General features: G+C 67.0%; 21 protein-coding genes and 1 tRNA gene. 7 read left to right on the plus strand and 15 right to left on the minus strand.

Annotated elements, in window-relative coordinates; translation table 11 throughout:
- Positions 1-112: 112 nt before the first annotated feature.
- The gene (locus ARTB_RS09465; RefSeq protein WP_243179543.1) at positions 113-3,508 is read right to left on the minus strand and encodes a pyruvate carboxylase; all 3,396 of its coding nucleotides are present in this window, start codon (positions 3,506-3,508) and stop codon (positions 113-115) included.
- A 317-nt stretch (positions 3,509-3,825) separates the two neighbouring features.
- On the opposite strand from ARTB_RS09465, the gene ARTB_RS09470 reads away from it, so the two are divergent.
- Complete coding sequence (locus ARTB_RS09470) at positions 3,826-4,707, plus strand: ParA family protein (RefSeq protein ID WP_243179544.1); 882 nt, start codon at positions 3,826-3,828, stop codon at positions 4,705-4,707.
- Positions 4,708-4,809: 102 nt separating this feature from the next.
- Here the strand turns inward: ARTB_RS09470 and ARTB_RS09475 are convergent, their stop codons facing one another.
- The 5 genes from ARTB_RS09475 to gcvH all read right to left on the minus strand — a co-directional run bounded on the left by ARTB_RS09475 (position 4,810) and on the right by gcvH (position 8,023).
- Positions 4,810-5,406 carry a MerR family transcriptional regulator gene (locus ARTB_RS09475; RefSeq protein ID WP_028275903.1) on the minus strand — a complete coding sequence of 199 codons (597 nt, stop codon included), beginning with the start codon at positions 5,404-5,406 and terminating at the stop codon, positions 4,810-4,812.
- Positions 5,407-5,756: 350 nt separating this feature from the next.
- Positions 5,757-6,260, minus strand: a complete 504-nt coding sequence (locus ARTB_RS09480; RefSeq protein WP_028275904.1) for a bifunctional nuclease family protein — start codon at positions 6,258-6,260, stop codon at positions 5,757-5,759.
- A complete protein-coding gene (ftsR, locus tag ARTB_RS09485) occupies positions 6,260-6,982 on the minus strand; it encodes a transcriptional regulator FtsR (protein ID WP_028275905.1) in 723 nt (240 codons plus the stop codon). The genes ARTB_RS09480 and ftsR overlap by 1 nt, the downstream gene beginning before the upstream one ends.
- A 17-nt stretch (positions 6,983-6,999) precedes the next feature.
- On the minus strand, positions 7,000-7,476 hold the full coding sequence (locus ARTB_RS09490; protein ID WP_028275906.1) for an FHA domain-containing protein: 477 nt from the start codon (positions 7,474-7,476) through the stop codon (positions 7,000-7,002).
- A 160-nt stretch (positions 7,477-7,636) separates the two neighbouring features.
- Complete coding sequence (gene gcvH / locus ARTB_RS09495; RefSeq protein WP_028275907.1) at positions 7,637-8,023, minus strand: glycine cleavage system protein GcvH; 387 nt, start codon at positions 8,021-8,023, stop codon at positions 7,637-7,639.
- A 195-nt stretch (positions 8,024-8,218) separates the two neighbouring features.
- Between gcvH and ARTB_RS09500 the strand changes: the two genes are divergently transcribed.
- A complete protein-coding gene (locus ARTB_RS09500; protein WP_243179545.1) occupies positions 8,219-9,088 on the plus strand; it encodes an Fpg/Nei family DNA glycosylase in 870 nt (289 codons plus the stop codon).
- A gap of 101 nt (positions 9,089-9,189) precedes the next feature.
- Here ARTB_RS09500 and ARTB_RS09505 read toward each other — a convergent pair.
- From ARTB_RS09505 to ARTB_RS09545, 9 genes are all read right to left on the minus strand, one after another.
- Positions 9,190-9,266 (minus strand) — tRNA-Pro (locus ARTB_RS09505).
- 148 nt (positions 9,267-9,414) lie between these two features.
- Entirely contained in the window at positions 9,415-10,965 is a 1,551-nt protein-coding gene (gene der / locus ARTB_RS09510; RefSeq protein WP_028275909.1) for a ribosome biogenesis GTPase Der, read from the minus strand.
- Positions 10,962-11,642: a lysophospholipid acyltransferase family protein gene (locus tag ARTB_RS09515; protein ID WP_028275910.1), complete on the minus strand. Its 681-nt coding sequence runs from the start codon at positions 11,640-11,642 to the stop codon at positions 10,962-10,964. Before ARTB_RS09515 ends, der begins: the two co-directional genes overlap by 4 nt.
- 73 nt (positions 11,643-11,715) lie before the next feature.
- A complete protein-coding gene (gene cmk, locus ARTB_RS09520) occupies positions 11,716-12,459 on the minus strand; it encodes a (d)CMP kinase (protein WP_028275911.1) in 744 nt (247 codons plus the stop codon).
- Complete coding sequence (locus ARTB_RS09525; protein ID WP_243179546.1) at positions 12,459-13,568, minus strand: prephenate dehydrogenase; 1,110 nt, start codon at positions 13,566-13,568, stop codon at positions 12,459-12,461. The genes cmk and ARTB_RS09525 overlap by 1 nt, the downstream gene beginning before the upstream one ends.
- Positions 13,569-13,570: 2 nt before the next feature.
- Positions 13,571-14,854 carry a pseudouridine synthase gene (locus tag ARTB_RS09530; RefSeq protein WP_243179547.1) on the minus strand — a complete coding sequence of 428 codons (1,284 nt, stop codon included), beginning with the start codon at positions 14,852-14,854 and terminating at the stop codon, positions 13,571-13,573.
- Positions 14,855-14,964: 110 nt separating this feature from the next.
- Positions 14,965-15,573 (minus strand): SMC-Scp complex subunit ScpB, encoded by a 609-nt coding sequence (gene scpB / locus ARTB_RS09535; protein WP_243179596.1) that lies wholly within the window; start codon positions 15,571-15,573, stop codon positions 14,965-14,967.
- A gap of 86 nt (positions 15,574-15,659) precedes the next feature.
- Complete coding sequence (locus ARTB_RS09540) at positions 15,660-16,538, minus strand: segregation and condensation protein A (protein ID WP_243179548.1); 879 nt, start codon at positions 16,536-16,538, stop codon at positions 15,660-15,662.
- 44 nt (positions 16,539-16,582) lie between these two features.
- Positions 16,583-17,482, minus strand: a complete 900-nt coding sequence (locus tag ARTB_RS09545; RefSeq protein ID WP_018772307.1) for a ParA family protein — start codon at positions 17,480-17,482, stop codon at positions 16,583-16,585.
- 307 nt (positions 17,483-17,789) lie between these two features.
- On the opposite strand from ARTB_RS09545, the gene ARTB_RS09550 reads away from it, so the two are divergent.
- Genes ARTB_RS09550 through ARTB_RS09570 form a run of 5 tightly spaced genes read left to right on the plus strand, consistent with a single transcriptional unit; the run spans position 17,790 to position 22,968 of the window.
- Positions 17,790-18,119: a hydrogenase maturation nickel metallochaperone HypA/HybF gene (locus ARTB_RS09550; protein ID WP_243179549.1), complete on the plus strand. Its 330-nt coding sequence runs from the start codon at positions 17,790-17,792 to the stop codon at positions 18,117-18,119.
- Positions 18,120-18,121: 2 nt separating this feature from the next.
- Entirely contained in the window at positions 18,122-19,054 is a 933-nt protein-coding gene (hypB, locus tag ARTB_RS09555) for a hydrogenase nickel incorporation protein HypB (RefSeq protein WP_243179550.1), read from the plus strand.
- A 55-nt stretch (positions 19,055-19,109) separates the two neighbouring features.
- Entirely contained in the window at positions 19,110-20,168 is a 1,059-nt protein-coding gene (locus ARTB_RS09560; protein WP_026538777.1) for a hydrogenase expression protein HypE, read from the plus strand.
- Positions 20,169-20,193: 25 nt separating this feature from the next.
- Positions 20,194-21,987 (plus strand): nickel-dependent hydrogenase large subunit, encoded by a 1,794-nt coding sequence (locus ARTB_RS09565; protein ID WP_243179551.1) that lies wholly within the window; start codon positions 20,194-20,196, stop codon positions 21,985-21,987.
- Between the two features lie 6 nt (positions 21,988-21,993).
- Positions 21,994-22,968, plus strand: a complete 975-nt coding sequence (locus ARTB_RS09570; protein ID WP_243179552.1) for a NifU family protein — start codon at positions 21,994-21,996, stop codon at positions 22,966-22,968.
- Positions 22,969-22,971: the final 3 nt, after the last annotated feature.

Here is a 22,971-nt window from a genome sequence, read left to right on the forward strand (position 1 = left end):
CCCGCGTTGCTTTTGTTCGGGAGGCAATGTCTGGCAGAAACAGAAGGGTCCTTCCGGCGGAAGCCGGAAAGACCCTTCTGTTTTGATGGGGTGCTGTGTTGCCGCGCTGCCGCTATTCGACGACGAGCAGCAGATCCCCGCCCTGGACCTGTTCGATCCCGGCGACGGCAAGCCGCGCGACGGTGCCGGCCACCGGCGTCGTGATGGACGCTTCCATCTTCATGGCCTCGATCGTGGCCACCGTGTCGCCGGCCTTGACGGTGTCCCCGGCCTTGACGGTGAGCGTGACGGCACCGGCGAACGGCGAGGCGACCTGGCCCGGCTGGGACGTGTCGGCGCGTTCGGCGGCCTTGACGTTGCTCACCACTGAACGGTCGCGGACCACCACCGGCCGGGACTGGCCGTTGAGCGTGCACATTACCGTGCGCATGCCCTTCTCGTCCGGCTCGGAGACGGCCTCGAGCGAGGCGATCAGCCGGACGCCCTTCTCGAGCTCGATCTCGTGCTCCGCGCCGCGCTGCAGCCCGAAGAGGTAGTCCCGCGTGTCCAGCACGGAAAGGTTGCCGTAGGACTCCACGCTCTTCTGGTAGTCCTTGGTGGGACCGGCGAAGAGCAGGCGGTTGAGCGTGCCCCGCCGGGTCTTGGAATCGCCGTTGAGCGCGGCGCTGTCCTCGGCGCTGATCTCGACGTCGCGGACCTTGACGGTGCGCCCCTGCAGCGCCTTGGTCCGGAAGGGCTCGGGCCAGCCGCCGGGCGGGTCACCAAGCTCGCCGGAGAGGAAGCCGATCACGGAATCCGGGACGTCGTACTTTTGCGGGTTCTCGTTGAAGTCTTCCGGATCGGCGTTGAGGCCCACCAGATGCAGGGCGAGGTCGCCCACCACCTTGGACGACGGGGTCACCTTGACCAGGCGGCCGAGGATCCGGTCCGCCGCGGTGTACATGTCCTCGATCGCCTCGAAACGCTCGCCCAGGCCCAGCGCCATTGCCTGCTGGCGCAGGTTGGAGAGCTGGCCGCCCGGAATTTCGTGCTGGTAGACCCGGCCTGTGGGGCCCGGCAGTCCGGACTCGAACGGCGCGTAGACCCGGCGGACGGCTTCCCAGTAAGGCTCGAGGGCGCAGACGTTCGCCAGGCTGAGGCCGGTATCGCGCGCCGTGTGGGCCAGCGCGGCGACGAGGGCCGAGGCCGAGGGTTGGCTGGTGGTTCCCGCCAGTGAGGCCGAGGCCACGTCCACGGCGTCCACGCCGGCATCCACGGCCGCGAGGAGCGTGGCCAGCTGGCCGCCGGCGGTGTCGTGGGTGTGCAGGTGGACGGGGAGGTCGAACCGCTCCCGCAGCGCCGAGACCAGGCGCGCCGCGGCAGCCGGACGCAGCAGTCCGGCCATGTCCTTGATCGCCAGGATGTGCGCCCCGGCGTCGACGATTTTCTGCGCCAGCTCCAGGTAGTAATCCAGGGTGTAGAGCGTTTCCTCCGGGTCCAGCATGTCCGCGGTGTAGCAGAGGGCAACCTCGGCGACGGCGGTACCGGTCTCGCGGACGGCCCGGATGGCCGGAGCCATCTGGTTGACGTCGTTGAGGGCGTCGAAGATCCGGAAAATGTCGATGCCCGTGGCGGCGGCCTCGTTGACGAACGCCACCGTGACCTCTTCCGGGTAGGGCGTGTAGCCGACGGTGTTGCGGCCGCGGAGCAGCATCTGCAGGCACAGGTTCGGCATGGCCTTGCGCAGGGCGGCAAGCCGGTCCCAGGGGTCTTCGCCGAGGAAGCGCAGGGCGACGTCGTAGGTCGCCCCGCCCCAGGCCTCGACCGAGAGCAGCTCGGGGAGCAGCTTGGATTCTGCGGGACCGGCCGCCACGAGGTCCCGGGTGCGCACCCGGGTGGCGAGCAGGGACTGGTGCGCGTCGCGGAACGTGGTGTCTGTGACGGCCACGGCGTCCTGCGCCCGCAGGGCACGGGCAAACCCTTCCGGGCCGAGTTCCTGGAGACGCTGGCGGGACCCTGGCCGGGCCGCGGCGTCATCCAGGGCCGGAAGCTTGTCCGCCGGGTCCGTGTGGACCTTGAGTTCGCCGTTGGGCTTGTTGACCGTGACGTCGGCAAGCCAGGTCAGCAACTTGGTGCCGCGGTCGGCCGAGACCCGTGCCTTCAGCAGCTGGGGCCGTTCGTCAATGAACGAGGTGGCCACATCCCCGGCGACGAAGTCGGGATCGTCCAGGACAGCCTGCAGGAAGGAGATATTGGTGGACACGCCGCGGATGCGGAACTCGGCGAGGGCGCGGCGGGCCCGGGCGACGGCGGCCGGGTAGTTGCGTCCGCGGCAGGTCAGCTTGACCAGCATGGAGTCGAAGTGCGGGCTGATCTCCGCGCCCGAGTAGACGGTGCCGCCGTCGAGCCGGACGCCGGCGCCGCCGGCCGAGCGGTAGCCGGTGATCTTGCCGACGTCGGGCCGGAAGCCGTTGGCCGGGTCCTCCGTGGTGATGCGGCACTGCAGGGCGGCACCCTTGAGCTGGACGCTCTCCTGGGACAGGCCCAGGTCCGCGAGGCTCTCACCGGCGGCGATGCGCAGCTGAGCCTGGACGAGGTCGACGTCGGTGACTTCCTCGGTGACCGTGTGCTCGACCTGGATCCGCGGGTTCATTTCGATGAAGACGTGCTGGCCGGCCCGCTCGCCCACGGTGTCGACGAGGAATTCGACGGTGCCGGCGTTGACGTAGTTCAGCGCCTTCGCGAACTTCACGGCGTCGCGGTACAGCGCCTGCCGGATGCCTTCGTCGAGGTTCGGGGCCGGGGCGATCTCGATGACCTTCTGGTGGCGGCGCTGGATGGAACAGTCACGCTCGAAGAGGTGCATCACGTTGCCCTCTGCGTCGGCCAGGATCTGGACCTCGATGTGGCGCGGGCGCAGGACGGCCTGCTCCAGGAACATGGTGGGGTCGCCGAACGCGGCGTCGGCTTCGCGCATGGCGGCCTGCAGGGCCTCCGGGAGCGCCTCGCGGGTGTCCACGCGGCGCATGCCGCGCCCGCCGCCGCCGGCGACGGCCTTGGCGAAGATGGGGAAGCCGATTTCATCCGCGGCGGCGATCAGTTCGTCCAGGTCCTTCGACGGCTGGCTGGACTTGAGGACCGGGACGCCGGCCTTGCGCGCGGCCTCGAGGGCGGCAACTTTATTACCGGCGAGTTCCAGGACCTCGGCCGGCGGGCCGACGAAGGTGATGCCGGCCTCCTTCGCGGCCCGCGCCAGGCGCGGGTTCTCGGAGAGGAAACCGTAACCGGGGTAAATGGCGTCCGCCCCGGACTCCTTGGCGACGCGCACCACCTCATCAACGTCCAGGTAGGCCCGGACCGGGTGTCCCTCCTCGCCGATCAGATACGCCTCATCGGCCTTCTGGCGGTGAATGGAGTTGCGGTCCTCATGGGGAAACACAGCGACAGTCTTGGCACCCAGCTCGTAGCTCGCGCGGAAGGCGCGAATCGCGATTTCGCCGCGGTTGGCCACCAGAATCTTAGAAAACATACTTCTCCTGCTTCATCGCGGGCGTATCGGTAAGTGCTCACAGTGTCTAGGACCTGTGCGGGCAAACACAAATCATTGTGGCGACTGTCACAGCATTATCCGTCACGGACGCCGCGATGGGCAGGGCCTTGGCCTTAGAGCTTTCCCCGTCCGTCCGATTGGCGAGGTTCTGGCGCCCCACGCCGGATGAAACGGGTTTCGCCGGAGCATCAACATATGATGAGTGGGTGGGTGGCGCATGCACGCCCCGGCTCCGAAGGACGCAGGAGCCGGCACGACCCCGTCTCGGCAACCGGCGTTAGGTATTGGTTTTTCAAGTGCAAGTAGTGAGCATCAGCAGCCTCAAAGGCGGTGTCGGCAAGACATCCGTGACCACCGGACTGGCGTCGGCGGCATTGGCCGCCGGCATCCCCACCCTCGTCGTCGACCTTGATCCGCATGCTGACGCCAGCACGGCCCTGGGCGTGAGTCCGGACGATCAGCTCGATATCGGCAGGATGCTGAGGTCGCCGCGGCGGGCACATCTGGCGGACAACGTGGTCCCCAGCGGCTGGGTGGATCACGCCCGGATCAACGGCCGCGGCAACGCCAACGGCAGTGCGAGCGGCAGGATTCAGTCCGGCGCGGCAACCTCCGTCCTGGACGTGGCCGTCGGCTCCGCCTATACCGGCATCTACGACCGCCCCGACCTGGGCCGCCGCGACCTTCGCCGGCTTTCCACGGTCCTGGCCGGCGCCACGAACTACGAACTCGTCCTGGTCGACTGCCCCCCGTCACTGAACGGCCTGACCCGGATGGCGTGGTCCGCAAGCGACAAGGTGACCCTGGTGGCCGAGCCCGGGCTTTTCTCGGTGGCCGGCACAGAACGCACCATGCGCGCCATCCAGTTGTTCCGGCAGGAATTCGCCCCCAAGCTGTCCCCCGCGGGCATCGTGGCCAACCGGGTGCGCAGCAGTTCGGCCGAGCACACGTTCCGGCTCTCGGAGATGGAATCCATGTTCGGCCAGCTGCTGTTGAGCCCGCATATCCCGGAGCAGGCCAACTGGCAGCAGATCCAGGGCGCGGCCCACTCCATCCACCACTGGCCCGGCGACTCGGCCAAGAATGCGGCCGGGCTCTTCGATGCCCTGCTGCAGAACCTGCTGAACCAGGGCAGCGTGGCCCCGGCCGGCGCTGTCCGCGACCGCAGCCTACGGTAGCCCCGGGCTGCCGTACACAGCGCAACAGAATGAGGCCGCCTTCCCTGTCCGGGAGGCGGCCTCAGTCGTTTCTGTGCTCAGTCATGTCTGCAGCTGTGGGCGCTAGCCGATCTTGCGGGCCGCCCGGCGCTTGCTCAGCTCGTCGTCGGGAAAGGACTGGTCCGCGGCGTGTTCGCTGGGAAGGGCTGCGAGGCTTCCTTCAACTTCGCGCCATACGCGGCCGACGGCGATGCCGAACACCCCCTGGCCGCCCTGGACGAGATCGATGACTTCATCTGCCGATGTGCACTCGTAGACGCTGGCGCCGTCGCTCATGAGCGTGATTTGGGCGAGGTCCTCGACGCCGCGCTCACGCAGGTGTTCCACGGCGGTGCGGATCTGTTGCAGGGAGACGCCCGTGTCCAGGAGCCGTTTGACCACCTTGAGAACCAGAATGTCGCGGAAGCCGTAGAGCCGCTGCGAGCCGGAGCCGGCCGCGCCGCGGACGGCGGGCTCAACGAGTCCGGTGCGCGCCCAATAATCGAGTTGGCGGTAGGTAATGCCGGCCGCCTTGCAGGCGGTGGGTCCGCGGTAGCCCGCGTCCTCGTCCAGAACGGGGAGATCCTCGGTGAACAGCAGGCCCTGGGCACCGCTGGCGGGCACAGCAACGCCGGCCGTTGAGGCCTGCTTCAGCTCGCCTGCTTCGCCTTTCGGACTCACGTGGACCCTCCTTGTCGTGGGTTCCCCTGGGTTTGTTGCATCGGCAGCAATAGATGTGAACAGCTGCATGACACCGGATGAATACTTCATCCGTGTAATTCAGCCGGCTGCACCTTCCAGTGTGACTTGCGCGGCTACCGTATGCAATGGGAACTTGTACCTCCGACGTTAGGCCTGCCGGGGCCCAAGGTCAAAGACGTTGGGGCTATTCCAGGGGCGTGTCGAAAGTTTCATCCTTGACTTTAACGTTCAGTGCCGCCACAGCTGTCACGCACGTATCAGAAACACCAGGAATCACAGGCACGCCCGCAACCGCGGCAGGTTCCCTGGCGCCGGTGGCCTGGGCCGGCTCAGCCGCCGAAGTCTTCGGGTTCGACGTCGTCGAGGAACTCGCGGAAGCGCCGCAGTTCGCCTTCCTCGTCCACGGCGGGTCCGGGGTGCGTGTCCTCGCCCTCGTCGTGTTCGGTGATCCGGACGCCAGCCTCGTCCATGACGGCGTCGGCGCACCAGATCCGGCACTTGGCGCGCAGGGCAACGGCCAACCCATCGGAGGCCCGGGAGCTCACGGTGGTGCCGTTCTCGAACTGCAGCTGCCCGTAGAAGATGTTGTCCTCCACCGCCACGATGTTGACGCTGACGATCGTGTGGCCGAGGGCCTCGACAACGTCCACCAGGAGGTCGTGGGTCATCGGCCGGGGCGGGATGACCCCCTGCTGGGCCAGGGCGATGGCGCTGGCCTCCGGGGTCCCGATCCAGATGGGCACGTGGCGCTCACCATGGATTTCCTTGAGCAGGACAAGCGGCTGGTTGGACGGCAACTCGATCCGCACGCCGACAATCTCCACCTCAATCATCAGATGTCCATCCTTGAGATGCGGTCGTGGACCAGCGCCTGGTGCAAGGACAGGCAGAGGTCGCTGATTTCCCGGGCCGCCTCGGCGGCGCGGGCGTGGGAGGCTGCGTCCTTGCGGGAGGTCAGGGTGGCCACAGCACGCTCCACGAGCCCGAATTCGCGGTCGGCAGCCGCCTGGAAGGGCCGCAGGTGGCGGGGTTCCAGGCCATGGCTCTCCAGCTGGACGCAGGCCCGCGCGACCTGCAGCGCGTGTTCGTCGAATTTGCCGTTGACGTGCCCGATCAGGCCGTAGCTCAGGAGCGATTCCAGCAGCGGGACGCTCGCCCCGGATTCGGCGCGCAGCTGCTCCTCGCTGAGCCTGCGTGCCCGGCTGTGCAGCTCGGAGGCGAGCTCCTCGGAGACGATCCGCGGGGACAGCGTGACGCCTGCCGGCAGGTTCTCCGGCCGTTCGCCCCGGTCGATCGCATCAAGGTAGTCCTTGATGACCTTCAGCGGCAGGTACTGGTCACGCTGGAGTGAGAGGACGAAGCGCAGCCGTTCGACGTCGTTCTCGGAGTACTGACGGTAGCCGGCAGGTGTCCGCTGCGGGTTGATGAGTCCCTTTTCTTCAAGGAACCGGATTTTTGACGCAGTCATGCTGGGGAAGTCGTCGCTCAGTTGAGCCAGGACTTCCCCGATGTTCAGAACCTGGGGTCCGCGCCGATCCGCATGTGCCGTGGCCACAGGCAACTACCCCGGAATCAGACGTTGCCTGCTGCGCGGGCAGGGCTGAGGTAGAAGGTGAGGCGGAATTTGCCGATCTGGACCTCGTTGCCGGACTTCAGTTCCACCGAGTCCACGCGGTCGTGGTTGACGTAGGTGCCATTCAGGCTCCCGGTGTCCACAACCTCGAAGCTGCGCGCAGTGCGGCGGAATTCAACGTGCCTGCGCGAGACAGTGACGTCGTCGAGGAAGATGTCGGCGTCCGGGTGGCGGCCCGCCGTGGTGACGTCGGAGTCCAGCAGGAACCGCGCACCGGCGTTGGGGCCGCTGTGCGCCACGAGCAGGGCCGATCCGAAGGGAAGGGCCTCAACCGCTGCCCGTTCCTCAGTCGAAAGCTTCGGCGTGAAATTGGGTTCGTCGCGCACCGGAGTGAGGTTGATCGACGTGGTCTCCGAAGCCTTCACTCCACCCGTGCCGTAACCGTCACCGGTGTCGTTCCGTTCGTGCCCAAACATTGAGTCCTCCTCATTCGTTGCAGGTGTCCCCCCTGCAAACAACGCATGCCGTCCGGAAAAGCCTTGCAGTCCCGGTAATGAGGCCCTTCGGCGGGGCGCGGCTTTGTTTTGTTATCCCAACAACACTCGCCGGCGGCCCCGGCCCGAATGACCTCTGTCTTTAGCCTACCTGCTGTTCATACTCGGATGCACTGAGCAAGGACTCGACCGCGTCGGCTTCCGCGAGCCTGATTTCGATCAGCCAGCCTTCACCGTACGGATCGGAGTTGATAAGGGCGGAATCGGTGTCCAGCGACTCGTTCCTGGCGACCACCTCGCCCGTCACCGGGGCGTAAATATCGCTGACGCTCTTGGTGGATTCGACCTCTCCGACGACGTCGTTGGCCTTGATGGTGGTCCCGACCTCGGGCATCTGGGCGTAGACGACATCCCCGAGGGCGTCCTGGGCAAAATCAGTAATGCCCACGCGCACAACCCCGTCGGCGTTGGGGGCCGAAACCCATTCGTGTTCTGCGGTGTAGGACAGGTCTTCGGGAATGATGCTCATGACGGGCCTTTCATCGGGTCAATCACCTGGCGGCGGCAGTCGTTTGTTCTAGCCGCCGCTGAAAGTATAGGCATATCGGGCAGGGGCCGGGGAGGGATCTGCGAAGATGGTGCCATGGCAGAACATGCTCCGCTGAAGGGCGGGAACGTGCACAACCGGGGCGCCGGGACCGTCCGGACACGCCAGGTCTAGGCCATGCCTGAGCTTCCTGAAGTTGCGGCCCTGACGGACTTTCTGGACGAGCACCTGCGCGGAGCAATGGTGCGGAAAATCCAGCCGGTCTCCTTCGCCGTGCTCAAGACGGCAGACCCTCCCTACTCCGATCTCCAGGGCAAGGCCGTCAGCGGCGTGCAAAGGTTCGGCAAGTTTGTCAGTGTGGAAGCGGACGGGCTGCATTTTGTCTTCCACCTCGCCCGGGCCGGCTGGGTCCGCTTCACGGACTCCCCTACCGACGCCCAGCTGAAAATGGGGAAGGGCCACATCGCGCTGCGGCTGACGTTCTCGGGCGATTCCGGCCCGGTGGGCATGGATCTGACGGAGGCGGGCACGAAAAAGAGCCTGGCGGTCTATGTGGTCCGTGATCCGCACGACGTGCCCGGCATCGCGGCGCTCGGACCGGATCCGTTCAGTCCGGACTTCGACGTCGATGCACTGGCCGGGATTCTCGGCTCCAGTTCACAGCAGATCAAGGGCGTCCTGAGGAGCCAGGGCATCATCGCGGGCATTGGGAATGCCTACAGTGACGAGATCCTGCACGCCGCCAGGACTTCGCCGTTCGCGATCGCCAAGTCGCTGGACCGGACGGACGTGCAGCGCCTCTACGACGCCATCCACACCATTCTGGGAACAGCGGTGGCGGAGGCCAAGGGCAAGCCGCCCAACGAGCTCAAGGACACCAAGCGGAGCCACATGCGGGTCCATGGCCGGACCGGCGAACCGTGTCCGGTGTGCGGGGACACAGTCCGGGAGGTTTCCTTTGCCGATTCCGCCCTGCAGTACTGCCCGACGTGCCAGACGAAAGGAAAGATCCTGGCCGACCGCCGGACGTCGCGCTTTTTGAAATAGCGGATCACCGCGGACCTTCCGGGGAACACCGCGGAGCGGATGTGTCCGGGAAACAGAAAACCCCGCCATTCCTTCATCAGGAATGGCGGGGTTTCAGCTGTTGGTCGGGCTGACAGGATTTGAACCTGCGACCCCTTGACCCCCAGTCAAGTGCGCTACCAAGCTGCGCTACAGCCCGCTGGTTCCACCGTTCTCCGCCCGGAAGTCTTCCCGGATTCGCTCCAGGTTTTCTTCCAAGCAGTCCGGCCGAACCACCTCCAAAAGCTTACACGATCCGGGAGGGTGCCTGTGACAATTTCAGGCTGTCACGGCAAGGTGTGTCGGAATTAACGTTTCTTGCCACGCTTTTCGCGCACGCGCATGTTGACCTCGATGGGCGTGCCCTCGAAGCCGAAGGTCTCCCGGAGGCGTCGGGTGATGAAGCGGCGGTATCCCGGATCCAGGAATCCGGTGGTGAAGAGCACGAACTTCGGCGGCCGGCTCGAGGCCTGGGTGCCGAACAGGATGCGGGGCTGCTTGCCGCCGCGGACCGGGTGCGGGTGCGCTGCGACAAGTTCGCCCAGGAACGCGTTGAGGCGTCCAGTGGGGATGCGCTTGTCCCAGCTTTCCAGGGCGGTGTCCAGGGCCGGGACGAGCCGGTCCTTGTGCCAGCCGGTCTTGGCCGAGATGTTCACGCGCGGCGCCCAGGCCACGTGTGCCAGGTCCTGCTCGATTTCGCGTTCCAGGTAGCGGCGGCGCTCGTCGTCGAGGAGGTCCCATTTGTTGAAGGCCAGCACCAGGGCGCGGCCGGATTCAACGGCGAGCTGCAGGATGCGGACGTCCTGCTCGCTGAGCACCTCGTCCACGGCCAGGAGCACGACGGCGACCTCGGCCTTTTCGAGCGCGCTCTGCGTGCGCAGGGAGGCGTAGAAGTCCGCGCCCTGGGCCATGTGCTGGCGGCGCCGGATGCCGGCGGTGTCCACGAAGCGCCACGTGCGCCCGCCGAGTTCGATGAATTCATCGACCGGGTCGCGGGTGGTGCCGGCGGTGTTGTCCACCACCACACGCTCGGAACCGGCAAGCTTGTTCAGCAGCGAGGACTTGCCGACGTTCGGGCGGCCGATCAGGGCGATGCGGCGGGGGCCGCCGGAGCGCTCGAGGCCTTCAATCAGGGAGTACTCCGGGAGGGTGTCCATGACGTGGTCCAGGAGGTCCGCCACGCCGCGGCCGTGCAGGGCCGAGACGGGGTACGGTTCGCCGAAGCCCAGGCCCCAGAGGGTGGCGGAGTCGGCTTCCTGGGCGAAGTCGTCCACCTTGTTGGCCACCATGATGACCGGCTTCTTCGACTTGCGCAGCATCTTCATGACGCCTTCGTCGGTCGCGGTCGCGCCCACGGCGGAGTCGACGACGAACAGGACGGCGTCGGCAAGTTCCACGGCCATCTCGGCCTGTTCCGCCACACGGGCGTGGATGCCGCGGGCATCGTGCTCCCACCCGCCGGTGTCCACCACGGTGAAGTTGCGGCCGTTCCAGTTTGCCGAGTACATGACACGGTCGCGGGTGACGCCGGGGGTGTCCTCGACCACTGCCTCGCGGCGGCCCAGGATCCTGTTGACCAGGGTGGATTTGCCCACATTGGGCCGTCCGATGATGGCCAGGACCGGGTCCAGCTTGACCGGGCCGTCAAAGTCCTCATCGTCGAAGTGGCCGCTCAGGAGGGCGGCGTCGTCTTCGTCGAGCTCGTAGTCGTCCAGCCCGGCACGCAGCGAGGCCGCGCGGAGTTCCGCTTCGTCATCGTCCAGGGCGGCAAGGTTTTCAGCCACCTGGTCGGTGCCGGTGGGCGTGTATTCGTCTTCGCCGGCGCCAAAATTGCCGGAGGTTTGAGTCGTATCGCTCATTGCACTTTCCTTAGGTGGTGATCTGCCGGCGTCCCGGCTACTGCTTCATGACGTTCATGCGGTGATTCCGCGTGGGGCAGGGGCTGCCCGGTTCTTAGTACTGAGTCCTGGACATGGCGCGCTAATGCGGCCCGGATTTCGGTTCCCGCCCTGTCCATTGAAACACGCCCGCTCTCGCCCGGCCTGCGGCTGACGTTGATGGCCCCGCCGAAGCTGACATGCAGGCGCCGGCGCGGTGCGGGCACCGTGTCGAGGTGTTCGCCGCCGATTCTTGTGCCCAGGATGGCCACGGGAACCACGGTGGCGCGGGAGTTAAGCGCCAGCCAGGCGACGCCGTTGTTGATCGCGGCGGCCTCACCGCTCCCCCGCGTGCCTTCGGGAAGAATCCCGACGCACCGTCCGGCGTCGAGCAGGCTCCGGGCCGTGGCCAGCGCCGCACGGCCACCACGGCGGTCGACGGGCAACTGGCCCGACGCCGCCAGGACGCGGCCGAGGAACCCGGTGAACATCTCCTGCTTGACGAGGATGTGCATGGGCCGGGGCGAGGCTCCGAACATGACAGGCCCATCCAGGAAGCTGATGTGGTTTCCCGCGAAAATCACGGGACCGGCCGCCGGGACGTTGGAGCGTCCGCTGACCGAGGTGCGGTAGACGAGGTGGTCCAGGAGCCATCCCACGGGCCGGCTCCACGCCGTCGTCCACTGGCCGGGCAGGGCGGCGGGCGCTGTCCCCGGCAGTCCGGCGCGCCCCTCAGTCACCGTGGACGGCCCGGAGCGGAACAGGAGAATGGTTGACCACGGTGTCCACGATGTCGAGTGCGGCCTGGACCGTCTCGTCAAAGTCCAGGTCGGAGGAGTCCAGGGTCACGACGCCGTCGGCGGCCGTGGTGAAGTTCACTACGGTGGAGTCCTTGGCATCGCGGTGCGTGACCTGGGCTGCCAGCTGCTCGGCATTCTGGCTGCCGCCCAACTGGATGCCGCGGCGGCGCAGCCGGGCTTCCTCGCTGGCGGTCAGCAACATCCGCACCTCGGCATGGGGCGCGACGACGGTGGTGATGTCCCGGCCCTCGACCACCATGCGGCGGTGGTGCTTTTCGATCAGCTCGCGCTGCCGGCGGATCAGTTCAGTCCGCGCGCCCAGCGTGGTGGCGACGGCGCTGACTGCCGCGGAAATGGCGGGTTCACGGATGGCGAGAGTGACATCGTGCCCGCCGACGCGGACGTACTCTTCCTGCGGGCTCGTGCTGATTTCCAGCGGCAGGGTCTCTGCGGCGGTCTCGACGGCGGCCCCGTCGTCCAGGTCCGTGCCGCTCTGCAGGCAGAACCACGTCAGGGCGCGGTACATCGCGCCGGTGTCGAGGTAGGCCAGTTTCAGCCGGCGGGCCACCTCTTTGCTCACGCTGGATTTCCCGGAGCCGGAGGGGCCGTCGATGGCAACCACAAGGCTTTTTCCGGGGCGGACTACGTCCACTGTCTCGATGAGTTCCTGGGTCATTACTGGAGTACCCGCCATCCACGGTCGTTGAGGGCTGCTATCAAAAGGTCGTGCTTGTTGGGCAGGACGGAAATTTCCACCATGCCCACATTCTGCCCCGAAGAGTGGTCGAGGCGGAGGTCTTCGACGTTGACGCCGATCTCGCCAATCTCGGTCAGCAGCTTGGCGATCTGCCCGGGTGTGTCATCCACCAGCACCGTCAGCCACGAGTATGCCTGCGGGGGTCCGCCGTGCTTGCCCGGGATCCGGGACTGGCCGGCATTGCCTTCGCTGATCAGCTGGGCAAGGTCCAGCCGGGCGCCGGGAGCGGCCGGTGCCTCCAGGGTGCCGATCAGCCGGTTGAGGTCCTCGCGGACTCCGTGCAGGATTTCCACCACTTTTTCCGCGTTCGCGCCCAGGATCTGGACCCAGAGCGTGGGATCGCTTGCGGCGATCCGGGTGACATCGCGCAGCCCGTTGCCGGCCAGGGACAGGGCGTGCAGGGGCGTGCCCTGCAGGCGGCTGGCCACGAGCGAGGACATCACCTGCGGCAGGTGTGAGACGAGCGCCACGGCTGCATCGTGCTCGTCGGCAGCGAATTCGGACACGACGGCGCCGAGATCGCCGGCCAGCGCACGCGCCACCCGCAGAGACTCCGGCAATGTCTCCTCCGCCGGGCACACGACCCACGGCATGGAGGTGAACAGCTCGCCCCGGGCCGCGACCGGGCCCGATTTCTCGCGCCCGGCCATGGGGTGGGTCCCCACGTAGCGGCTCAGGTCCGCGCCGCGGCTGCGGAGATCGGCCAGGATCTGCGCCTTCACGCTCGCGATGTCCACCACGACGGCGTGCGGGTAGTCCTGGAGCGCCTTGGCCACGACGTCCGCCGTGACATCCGGCGGCGCGGCCACGACGACGAGCTCCGGAGCCTCCCCCTCGAGGCGCGCCAGCGGCAGGCCGGCGCCGATGTCGACGGCGACGGCCTGGTTGGTCGGCGAGGGATCCGAGAGGAACACGGGAACGCCCCGCCCCCGCAGCCCCAGCCCGATGCTGGTGCCCAGAAGCCCGGAGCCCAGGACGAGCACCGGGCCGTTCAGGTGGCCGCGGCCGTGCGTGCGGAAGGCGGACATGCTTACAGCCCCACGGAGGCCAGCAGGTGGCCGACTTCCTGCTTGCCGAGGTTGCGGATGCTGCCCTGGCGCTGGTCGCCGAGCCCGATGGGGCCGACCTTGACGCGCACCAGGCGCAGCACGGGGAAGCCGACGGCGTCGAACATGCGCCGGACGATCCGGTTCTTGCCCGAGTGCAGCACGACCTCGATCAGCACGTGGCCGGGGGTCGAGTCGACGAGCTTGAAGGAGTCCACCGAGGCGATGCCGTCCTCGAGTTCGACGCCGCCCTTGAGTTCGGCGCCCACGCCCTGCGGGAAGGGCCCGCGGACCTGCACGAGGTAGGTCTTGGGCACTTCATAGGACGGGTGCGTCAGGCGGTTGGCGAGCTCGCCGTCGTTGGTCAGCAGCAGCAGCCCTTCGGTGGCGACGTCAAGGCGACCCACGTGGAAGAGGCGTTCGCCGTGGTGGTTGCGGACAAAGTCGCTGATGCACGGGCGGCCGTCCGGGTCCTCCATGGTGGAGACAACGCCCTTGGGCTTGTTGAAGACCATGTAGACCATGTTCTCGTCCAGCTGGATGCGCAGTCCGTCGACGTGGATCACTGCCGTCTTCGGGTCGACGCGCACGCCGAGTTCGGTGACCACCTGGCCGTCGACCTCGACGCGGCCCTCGGCGATCATTTCCTCGCAGACCCGCCGTGAGGCGACGCCGGCGGAAGCCATGACCTTCTGGAGGCGGGTGCCGTCGGCGTCGTGCAGCTCAGACTGCGGCACCTCGGCGCGGGGTCCGCGCTTGCGGGCCGGCTTGCGCACGGGCCCGAGGTTCTGGCCGAAGCGTTCACTGCCGAAGGCGCGGGAACCGGTGGCCTTGGCCGCTCCGGCGCCGACGCGCGGCTTGGGCTTGAGGGCGCCGGGAGTGCCGGGAGCCTTGCCGAAGCCGGGCTTGCGGGCGGCTGCCTTGCGGGCTGCCTCCTTGCCGGAGGGCGCTTTCGACTTCCAGTCAGCGGAAGCCGGGCGGGCAGTCGACGGCGCCCCGTCGGGACCCTGCAGGTCCGGATCGATAAAGGCCTCTTCGCGAGGCTTGGGGTGCTTGAAGGGGCGGTCTCCGCCGCCCTTGTAGCCGGCTCCGCCGCTGCGGCCGGCGCCGCCTTGGGAGCTGCGGCCTGCGCCGCCCTTGTAGTCGGCTCCGCCGCTGCGGCCCGAACCGCCCTGTGCGCCGCGGCCCGAGCCCTGTGCTGAGTTTTGTCCGGCACTGTTACGTCCCGAACTGTTACGTGGTGAACCCTGGCGTCCCGCCTGTGTCATGACCCGTCCTTCGTTTGTTGGCCGACGGCCGCTGTCTCCCGACAACACCCGCCGACTGGGCAAAATGATTCTGCCCTAGTGGATACTCGTGCGCAGGCAGTTGTTCCTGCCTACATTCTTCCAGCGTCGTAAAACTCTTCGATGCCTTCAAGCCCCGGAAGGTGGGGTGAAAGCTGTGGCAATTCCGCCACCGAGCCGATTCCCATTCGCTCCAGGAAATACGACGTCGTGCGGTACAGGATTGCTCCGGATTCGGGATCGGTTCCCGAGTCCTCGATCAGCCCCCGCTGCGTCAGCGTCCGCACGACAGAGTCAACGTTGACTCCTCGAATTGCAGACACCCGCGCCCTAGATACGGGCTGGCGGTAAGCGATGACGGCGAGCGTTTCGAGCGCCGCCTGCGTCAGCCTGGCTGTCTGGCCTTCCAGCACGAATTCGCCGACGATCTCGGCGAATTCAGCGCGGGAATAGATCCGCCAGCCTCCGGCGATATTCCGCAATTCAAAACCCCGGGCGGTGGCGCTGAAGCCGTTCAAACTGGCATCGTCCACATCCGGGGCATTAACAGTATAACCGTTATACTCCCGCTGCAGTTCAGCCAGCAGGGTCTCGATGACGTCGACCGTCAGGTTCAGTCCGGCTGCCAGGGCCTGGGCCGTGGCCGGTTCGTCGATCACCATCAGGACCGCTTCGAGGGCCGCGCGGGCGCCCCCTGGCAGGCTCGCGACGTCCGGCCCGGCCTCGCGGGCAGCGTCCGGCCCGGCGTCCGGCCCGGCCTCGCGGGCAGCGTCAGGGAGTCGTTCGTTCACGGTTGGTCCTCGTATTCTTCACTCAGGTTTTCGCTGCTCCACCCCTGGGTATCGGCCGTCCAGTGCACCGTCAGTTCCCCCAGCGGCAGCAGCTGGTCAAAGCCCACTGCCCGGTCGCGGAACAGCTCCAGCAACGCCAGGAACCGCGCCACCACCACCAGCGTGGATTCGGCGTCGGCGATCAGGGCCCGGAAGCTCAGTGGCGTGCCCAGCCGCAGCCGGTTCCCCAGCAGCTCGGCCTGGTCCTTGACGCTGACGGGCGCGCCGTGCAGGTGCGCGAGGCCTACTTCGGTGGGGGCTGCCTCCTTGGGTTTGAGGGCCGCCTCGGCCAGGGAGGCGAACTGGGCAGGGGTGTGCCGCCACAGCAGTTCCGGAAGCAGGGCAGCGAAGTGCCCCTCAAGGGCAACCTGCCGGGGATAGCGCCGGGCCTCAAGCTCGAGCGTGGAGCCGATCATGCCGGCCACCTGCTTGAAGGCCTTGTACTGCAGCAGCCGGGCGAACAGGAGGTCCCGGGCCTCCAGCAGGGTAATGTCCTCATCGTCCTCAACCTCGCCCGCGGGCAGCAGCCGGGCCGCTTTGAGGTCCAGGAGGGTGGCCGCAATCACCAGGAATTCGCTGGCCTCATCCAGGGCCCACTCCTCCCCCAGCTGCTGCAGGCCCCTGATGTACTTGATGAATTCGTCAGTGACCGTGGACAGCGCCACCTCGGTGATGTCCAGCTGGTGCTTGGAGATCAGGCCGAGCAGGAGGTCGAACGGGCCGGTGAAGTTGGCCAGCCGCACTTCGAATCCGGGCTTTTTGACGCGCGGTTCTGCTGGGCCCTCCGGCCCCGCGGCCCGCGCGGATTCCGCGCGCGTGTCGAGCTCCGCAGGCATGTCGAGATTCGCTGGCGGAGAAAAGGCGCCTGCCACGACCCTGGCTAGGGCGCGCCGCCGCGCGAGATCAGCTCTTTGGCCAGGCGGCGGTAGGCGTCGGCACCGACGTGGTTGCCCGCGTAGGTAGTGATGGGCTCGGCCGCGACCGTGGCGTCGGCAAATTTGATCGAGCGCTTGATGACGGTTTCGAAGACCTTGTCGCCAAAGGCCTCCACCAGGCGGGCAATCACCTCGCGGCCGTGCAGGGTCCGGGCGTCGTACATCGTGGCGAGCACGCCGTCGACCTGCAGGCGCGGGTTGAGGCGGTCCTGGACCTTGTCGATGGTTTCCACGAGCAACGCCACGGCGCGCAGGGCAAAGAATTCACAGATCAGCGGGATGATGACGCCATGGGCGGCGGTCAGCGCGTTGACGGTGAGCAGGCCGAGCGAGGGCTGGCAATCGATCAGGACGACGTCGTAGTCGTCCTCGACCTTTTTCAGGGCCCGGTCCAGCACCTGTTCGCGGGCCACTTCGTTGACCAGCTGTACCTCGGCGGCGGAGAGGTCGATGTTGGCCGGGAGCAGATCTACGTTTTCCACGCCGGTCTTCTGGATGGCGTCGCGGATGTCCACCTTGCGGTCCATCAGCACGTTGTACACGGTGAGGTCGAGCTCGTGCGGGTTGGTGCCCAGGCCGGCGGACAGGGCGCCCTGCGGATCGAAGTCGACCAGGAGCACGCGGCGGCCGTATTCGGCCAGGGCTGCGGCGAGGTTGATCGTGGACGTGGTTTTGCCGACCCCGCCCTTCTGGTTCACCATGGCGATGACCCGCGCAGGACCGTGGGAGGACAGCGGCGCGGGCTCCGGAAAGTCGCGTTGGGGCCGCCCGGTGGGGCCCATGACGGCGTCTTCCAGATCGAGTTCGGTGCCTTCCAGAGTTGCTGAACCCTGTTCGCTGCTCACGTATCTATCCACACTTTCGATGACGGTGATTGTCGTGCTTCATTTTGCCGCTTCCGGGCTCCCGGAGCCCAGCGCGTTCCTCCCAAGGTTACAGCGCCCGACACGGTATTCGCCGGACCTTGACACTGCGCCGGAGGCTGTGCCTTGACGTTCGGGTTGAAGTCGAAGGTTGCTACCGGGCTGTCACGGCGGCCCGGGCGTGCCGGCAGGCACGCCCGGGGGACGCCAAGGGCGCTCCGGCGACCCCGGAGATATTGAAGTTTGTACCCCGCAGGCCTACATTGAAACGACGAGGTGGCAGCGGCTCATGCACGAACTTTCGATCACGCAAAGTCTTGTGGAGGCGGTCCTGGACCGGACCGGTGGACGCTCCGTGACGGGCGTCAACCTGCGGATCGGACCCTTGAGCGGCGTCCTCCCGGACGCCATGCGCTTTTGCTTCGAAGTCGTTTCAGCTGACACGCCGCTGGCCGGGGCAACCCTGACGATCGATGAATCCGAGGGCCGGGCCAGATGCCGCAGCTGCCGCGACGAGTTCGTCCTTGAGGACATGTTTCTGCTCTGCCCCTGCGGCAGTGCCGATGTCGAAGTCGTCAGTGGCCGGGAGCTCCAGGTCACCTCGGTGGAGGTTGCGTAGACATGTGTGCGACGTGCGGATGCGGCGACGACGCCGGCACCAGGGTTTCGGACCTCGACGGCACTGTGCACGACATCTTGCCCGCTGCTGCGGCCCCGCACGAACATCCGCACCCGCATCCGCACGAGCATCCGCACGATCACGGCCATCCCCACGATCACGAGCACGATCACGGCCATCCGCGTCCCCAATCCCCCGGGACAGCCGACGCCGGGCACAGCCCCGCGGCGGAGGGACGGACCCTCATCTCCCTGGAGGAGAACCTGCTCGCCAAGAACGACCTCCTGGCCGCACGGAACCGGGGTTGGCTGGAAGGACGCGGCATCCAGGCCTTCAATGTCATGAGTTCCCCAGGGGCGGGCAAGACCACGCTCCTGGTCCGGACCATCAGGGAACTTGCCGGTGAGCTGGTCATTGGTGTGATCGAAGGGGACCAGGAGACCTCGCTGGACGCCGACCGGATCCGCTCCACCGGGCGGCCGGTGATCCAAATCAACACCGGGGCGGGCTGCCACCTGGATGCCGGGATGCTGCAGCGGGCGCTGGGCGCGCTGGATCCGGTCCCCGGATCGACACTCTTCATCGAAAACGTGGGCAACCTGGTGTGCCCGGCATTGTTTGACCTCGGCGAATCGGCCCGGGTCGTCGTGATCTCAGTTACGGAGGGCGATGACAAACCGCAGAAATACCCCCACATGTTCCTGGCTGCCGACCTGGTGATCATCAACAAAGCAGACCTGCTCCCCTATGTGGAGTTCGACGTCGAACGTTGCGTGCGCCAGGCGCGCCTGCTCAATCCCGGCGTCGACGTCCTGACCCTGTCAGCTACCACCGGCGACGGCATGGACGGCTGGCTGGAGTGGATCCGGAAGAATCCCCACCCGGCGGCGGCTGCCGCCGGGAGTGCGCCGCGCTCTGGCGGACTACGCGTTTGACCGTTGACGCAACATTCGAGCCGCGGCCACAGGGCGGGCTCCGAAGGAGGCAACGATGCCTACAGCTACTGCATTGAAAGCGGAAGAAACCTTGATCCACGTCCTGTGGATCAATGCCGGACTCAGTTGCGACGGTGACTCCGTGGCCCTGACGGCGGCAACCCAGCCAAGCGTCGAGGAGATAGCCCTTGGGGCGCTTCCCGGACTACCCAAGATTGCCATGCACTGGCCGCTGATCGACTTCGAATGCGGCCCGCAGCAAGGCGCCGACGACTTCCTCGAGTGGTTCCGCAAGGCGGACCGCGGCGAGCTGGAGCCGTTTGTGCTGGTGGTGGAGGGGTCCATCCCGAATGAAAAGCTGCACGCCGCGGGCGGCTACTGGGCGGCCTTCGGCAACAACCTCGACACCGGACAGCCGATCACCACCAGCGAGTGGCTGGACCGGCTGGCGCCCAAGGCGACGGCGATCATCGCCGCCGGGACCTGTGCGACCTACGGCGGCATCCATGCCATGGCCGGAAACCCCACCGGCGCCATGGGGGTGCCCGACTATCTCGGGTATGACTGGCGCTCCAAAGCCGGGATCCCGATCGTGTGCGTCCCGGGCTGCCCCATCCAGCCGGACAACCTTTCCGAAACCATGACGTACCTGCTGTATCAGGCCACCGGACAGGCCCCCATGATTCCCCTGGATGAGGCGCTCCGGCCGACCTGGCTGTTTGGCCAGACGGTGCACGAGGGATGCGACCGCGCGGGGTACTACGAACAGGGCGACTTCGCCACCGAATACGGGTCCCCGAAGTGCATCGTCAAGCTCGGCTGCTGGGGACCGGTGGTCAAGTGCAACGTGCCCAAACGCGGCTGGATGAACGGAATCGGCGGCTGCCCCAACGTAGGCGGCATCTGCATCGGCTGCACAATGCCGGGCTTCCCGGACAAATTCATGCCGTTCATGGACGAACCTCCCGGCGGCAAGCTGTCGACCGCGTCGGTCATGCCGTACGGCAAGACCATCAGGACACTGCGGAACATCACGAAGCACACGCTGGACCAGGAACCCCGCTGGCGCAAACCCGGTAATGATCTGCTGACCGGCGCCAAGCGGACCTGGTAGGGACGCTAGGCAGAGAGGCAATGCAATGACTTCGACGATTCCGATGCCCCCGGCGGACGGTACCGCGGGCGAGAACCTGGTGGAGATGGCCTGGGACCCGATCACAAGGATCGTCGGCAGCCTCGGCATCTACACCAAGGTCGATTTCAAGAACAACCAAGTGGTGGAATGCCACAGCACGTCCTCGATTTTCCGCGGCTATTCCATCTTCATGCGCGGCAAGGACCCCCGGGATGCGCACTTCATCACGAGCCGGATCTGCGGAATCTGTGGCGACAACCACGCCACCTGTTCCTGTTACGCGCAGAACATGGCCTACGCCGTGAAGCCGCCCCACCTGGGCGAATGGATCGTCAACCTGGGCGAGGCCGCCGAGTACATGTTCGACCACAACATCTTCCAGGAGAACCTGGTCGGCGTGGACTACTGCGAGAAGATGGTCTCCGAAACCAACCCGTCGGTGCTGGCCAAAGCCGAGAACACGCCGGCCCCGCACGCCGCTGAGCACGGCTACCGCACCATCGCGGACATCATGCGCTCGCTGAACCCGTTTACCGGGGAGTTCTACCGCGAGGCGCTGCAAGTGAGCCGGATGACCCGGGAAATGTTCTGCCTGATGGAGGGCCGGCATGTCCATCCCTCCACGCTTTACCCCGGCGGCGTGGGCACCGTGGCGACGATCCAGCTGATGACGGACTACATCACCAGGCTCATGCGGTACGTGGAGTTCATGAAGAAGGTCGTGCCGATGCACGATGACCTCTTCGACTTCTTCTATGCGGCCCTGCCCGGGTACGAGCAGGTGGGGCTGCGGCGCACCCTGCTGGGCTGCTGGGGGTCCTTCCAGGACCCGGAGTTCTGCAATTTCGCCTACAAGGACATGACGGAGTGGGGCCGGAAGATGTTCGTCACCCCCGGCGTCGTGGTGGACGGCAAACTCGTGACCACGGACTTGGTGCGCATCAACCTGGGGATCCGGATCATGCTGGGCTCGTCCTACTACGAGGACTGGGGCGACCAGGAAATGTTCGTCACCCGCGACCCGCTGGGCAACCCGGTGGACCGCCGGCACCCTTGGAACCAGCACACCAACCCGCGGCCGCAGAAGCGCGACCTCGAGGACAAGTACAGCTGGGTGATGTCACCGCGGTGGAATGACGGCGAAAGCAACCTGGCGCTGGATACCGGCGGCGGCCCGCTGGCCCGGCTCTGGTCGACCGCCCTTGCCGGCTTCGTCGACACCGGCTACCTCAAGTCAACGGGCAGCAGCGTCCAGATCGAGCTCCCCAAGACTGCGCTGAAGGGCCCGGTGACCCTGGAATGGAAGATCCCGCAGTGGAGCAACACGCTGGAGCGGAACCGCGCCCGGACCTATTTCCAGGCCTACGCGGCGGCCGCCGCCCTGCACTTCGCCGAAAAGGCGCTCGAGGAAATCCGGGCCGGCCGCACCAAGACGTGGGAGTCCTTCGAGGTGCCGGAGGAAGCCATCAGCTGCGGCTTTACCGAAGCCGTCCGCGGTGTGCTCTCGCACCACATGGTGATCCGCGACGGCAAGATCGCCAACTACCATCCCTATCCGCCGACGCCCTGGAACGCCAGCCCGCGCGACTCCGAGGGAACACCGGGCCCGTATGAGGACGCGGTGCAGGGCCAGCCCATCTTCGAGGAGAACGACCGCGATCATTTCAAGGGCATCGACATCATGCGCACCGTCCGCAGCTTCGACCCCTGCCTGCCGTGCGGCGTCCACATGTATCTCGGCGACGGGCAGACGCTGGACTTGCTGCACTCCCCCACGCAGTCGCTCACCGGTGAGTAGCCCGCCATGGACCGGGAGAATCTGTTGGGCTCGGCCGGTGAACGGATCAGTTCCCTCCTGGACGCACTGGGCTCCGGCGGTCCGGTGGCCCGGGACCGGGCGGAGGAACTGGTCCGGCAGGTGACGGAACTCTACGGTGCCGGGCTGGAGCGGATCCTGCACGTGCTCGATTCGCAGGGTGCGCTCGGGCCCGGAACGGTTTCCGCCCTCACCTCCGACCCGTTGGTTTCAGGCCTGCTCCTGATCCACGGGCTGCACCCCGTGGACCTGCCCGGTAGGGTCGCCGGTGCCCTGGACTCGGTCCGGCCCTACCTCGGCTCGCACGGCGGGGATGTGGAACTGCTCGGTATCAGCGAAGAAGGCGTCGTCCGGCTGAGGCTGCTGGGCAGCTGCCAGGGCTGTCCGTCGTCGTCGGTGACGCTCAAGCTCGCCGTCGAGGACGCGATCGAATCTGCGGCGCCCGAGGTGACCGGCATCGAAGTGGAGGAGGCGGCTCCCGCCGCCGTTCCCGCCCTCATCCCGGTCGGCGCCCTGCGCTCGCGGCTGGACGGGCTGGGCGGCCCGCCCGACGGCGGCATACGCAGTGCCGCGCCGGACTGGGCGGTCCCCGACGCCGGCACGCCGGCCTCAGGCACGTGGCAGGCGGTCCCGGCCCTCGCTGAGCTGGAGTCCGGAGCCGTGGCGGGCTTCCTGGTGGCGGGCGTGGAGGTGCTCACGTGCCGGATCGGTCCGGACGTCTACGCGTTTGTGGACCGGTGCCCGCGGTGCACCCACTCCATGCCGGGCGCCTCGCTGCAGCGGGCGCTGGCTGCCCCGGTGGGCGGGGGGCTGTTGCGCTGCCCGCACTGCCGCAGCCACTTCGACGTCCGGAAGGCCGGGGCCTGTCTGGAGGACAAGGCGCTGCATCTTGATCCCCTCCCGCTGCTGCTCCGCGACGGGGTTCCCTCCGTGGCCGTCCCCACCACCGCGGACCCGCTGTGAGAT

The organism is Arthrobacter humicola, from assembly GCF_022803015.1.
Classification (GTDB): Bacteria; Actinomycetota; Actinomycetes; order Actinomycetales; family Micrococcaceae; genus Arthrobacter; species Arthrobacter humicola_A.

What these genes read in the sequence shown, in the direction of transcription:
- ARTB_RS09465 (WP_243179543.1), bottom strand. Translation starts at nt 3,508, where the DNA reads ATGTTTTCTAAGATTCTGGTGGCCAACCGCGGCGAAATCGCGATTCGC.
- ARTB_RS09480 (WP_028275904.1), bottom strand. Translation starts at nt 6,260, where the DNA reads ATGATTGAGGTGGAGATTGTCGGCGTGCGGATCGAGTTGCCGTCCAAC.
- ARTB_RS09490 (WP_028275906.1), bottom strand. Translation starts at nt 7,476, where the DNA reads ATGTTTGGGCACGAACGGAACGACACCGGTGACGGTTACGGCACGGGT.
- gcvH (WP_028275907.1), bottom strand. Translation starts at nt 8,023, where the DNA reads ATGAGCATCATTCCCGAAGACCTGTCCTACACCGCAGAACACGAATGG.
- ARTB_RS09500 (WP_243179545.1), top strand. Translation starts at nt 8,219, where the DNA reads ATGCCTGAGCTTCCTGAAGTTGCGGCCCTGACGGACTTTCTGGACGAG.
- der (WP_028275909.1), bottom strand. Translation starts at nt 10,965, where the DNA reads ATGAGCGATACGACTCAAACCTCCGGCAATTTTGGCGCCGGCGAAGAC.
- cmk (WP_028275911.1), bottom strand. Translation starts at nt 12,459, where the DNA reads ATGACCCAGGAACTCATCGAGACAGTGGACGTAGTCCGCCCCGGAAAA.
- ARTB_RS09525 (WP_243179546.1), bottom strand. Translation starts at nt 13,568, where the DNA reads ATGTCCGCCTTCCGCACGCACGGCCGCGGCCACCTGAACGGCCCGGTG.
- ARTB_RS09530 (WP_243179547.1), bottom strand. Translation starts at nt 14,854, where the DNA reads ATGACACAGGCGGGACGCCAGGGTTCACCACGTAACAGTTCGGGACGT.
- ARTB_RS09540 (WP_243179548.1), bottom strand. Translation starts at nt 16,538, where the DNA reads ATGCCTGCGGAGCTCGACACGCGCGCGGAATCCGCGCGGGCCGCGGGG.
- ARTB_RS09550 (WP_243179549.1), top strand. Translation starts at nt 17,790, where the DNA reads ATGCACGAACTTTCGATCACGCAAAGTCTTGTGGAGGCGGTCCTGGAC.
- hypB (WP_243179550.1), top strand. Translation starts at nt 18,122, where the DNA reads ATGTGTGCGACGTGCGGATGCGGCGACGACGCCGGCACCAGGGTTTCG.
- ARTB_RS09560 (WP_026538777.1), top strand. Translation starts at nt 19,110, where the DNA reads ATGCCTACAGCTACTGCATTGAAAGCGGAAGAAACCTTGATCCACGTC.
- ARTB_RS09565 (WP_243179551.1), top strand. Translation starts at nt 20,194, where the DNA reads ATGACTTCGACGATTCCGATGCCCCCGGCGGACGGTACCGCGGGCGAG.
- ARTB_RS09570 (WP_243179552.1), top strand. Translation starts at nt 21,994, where the DNA reads ATGGACCGGGAGAATCTGTTGGGCTCGGCCGGTGAACGGATCAGTTCC.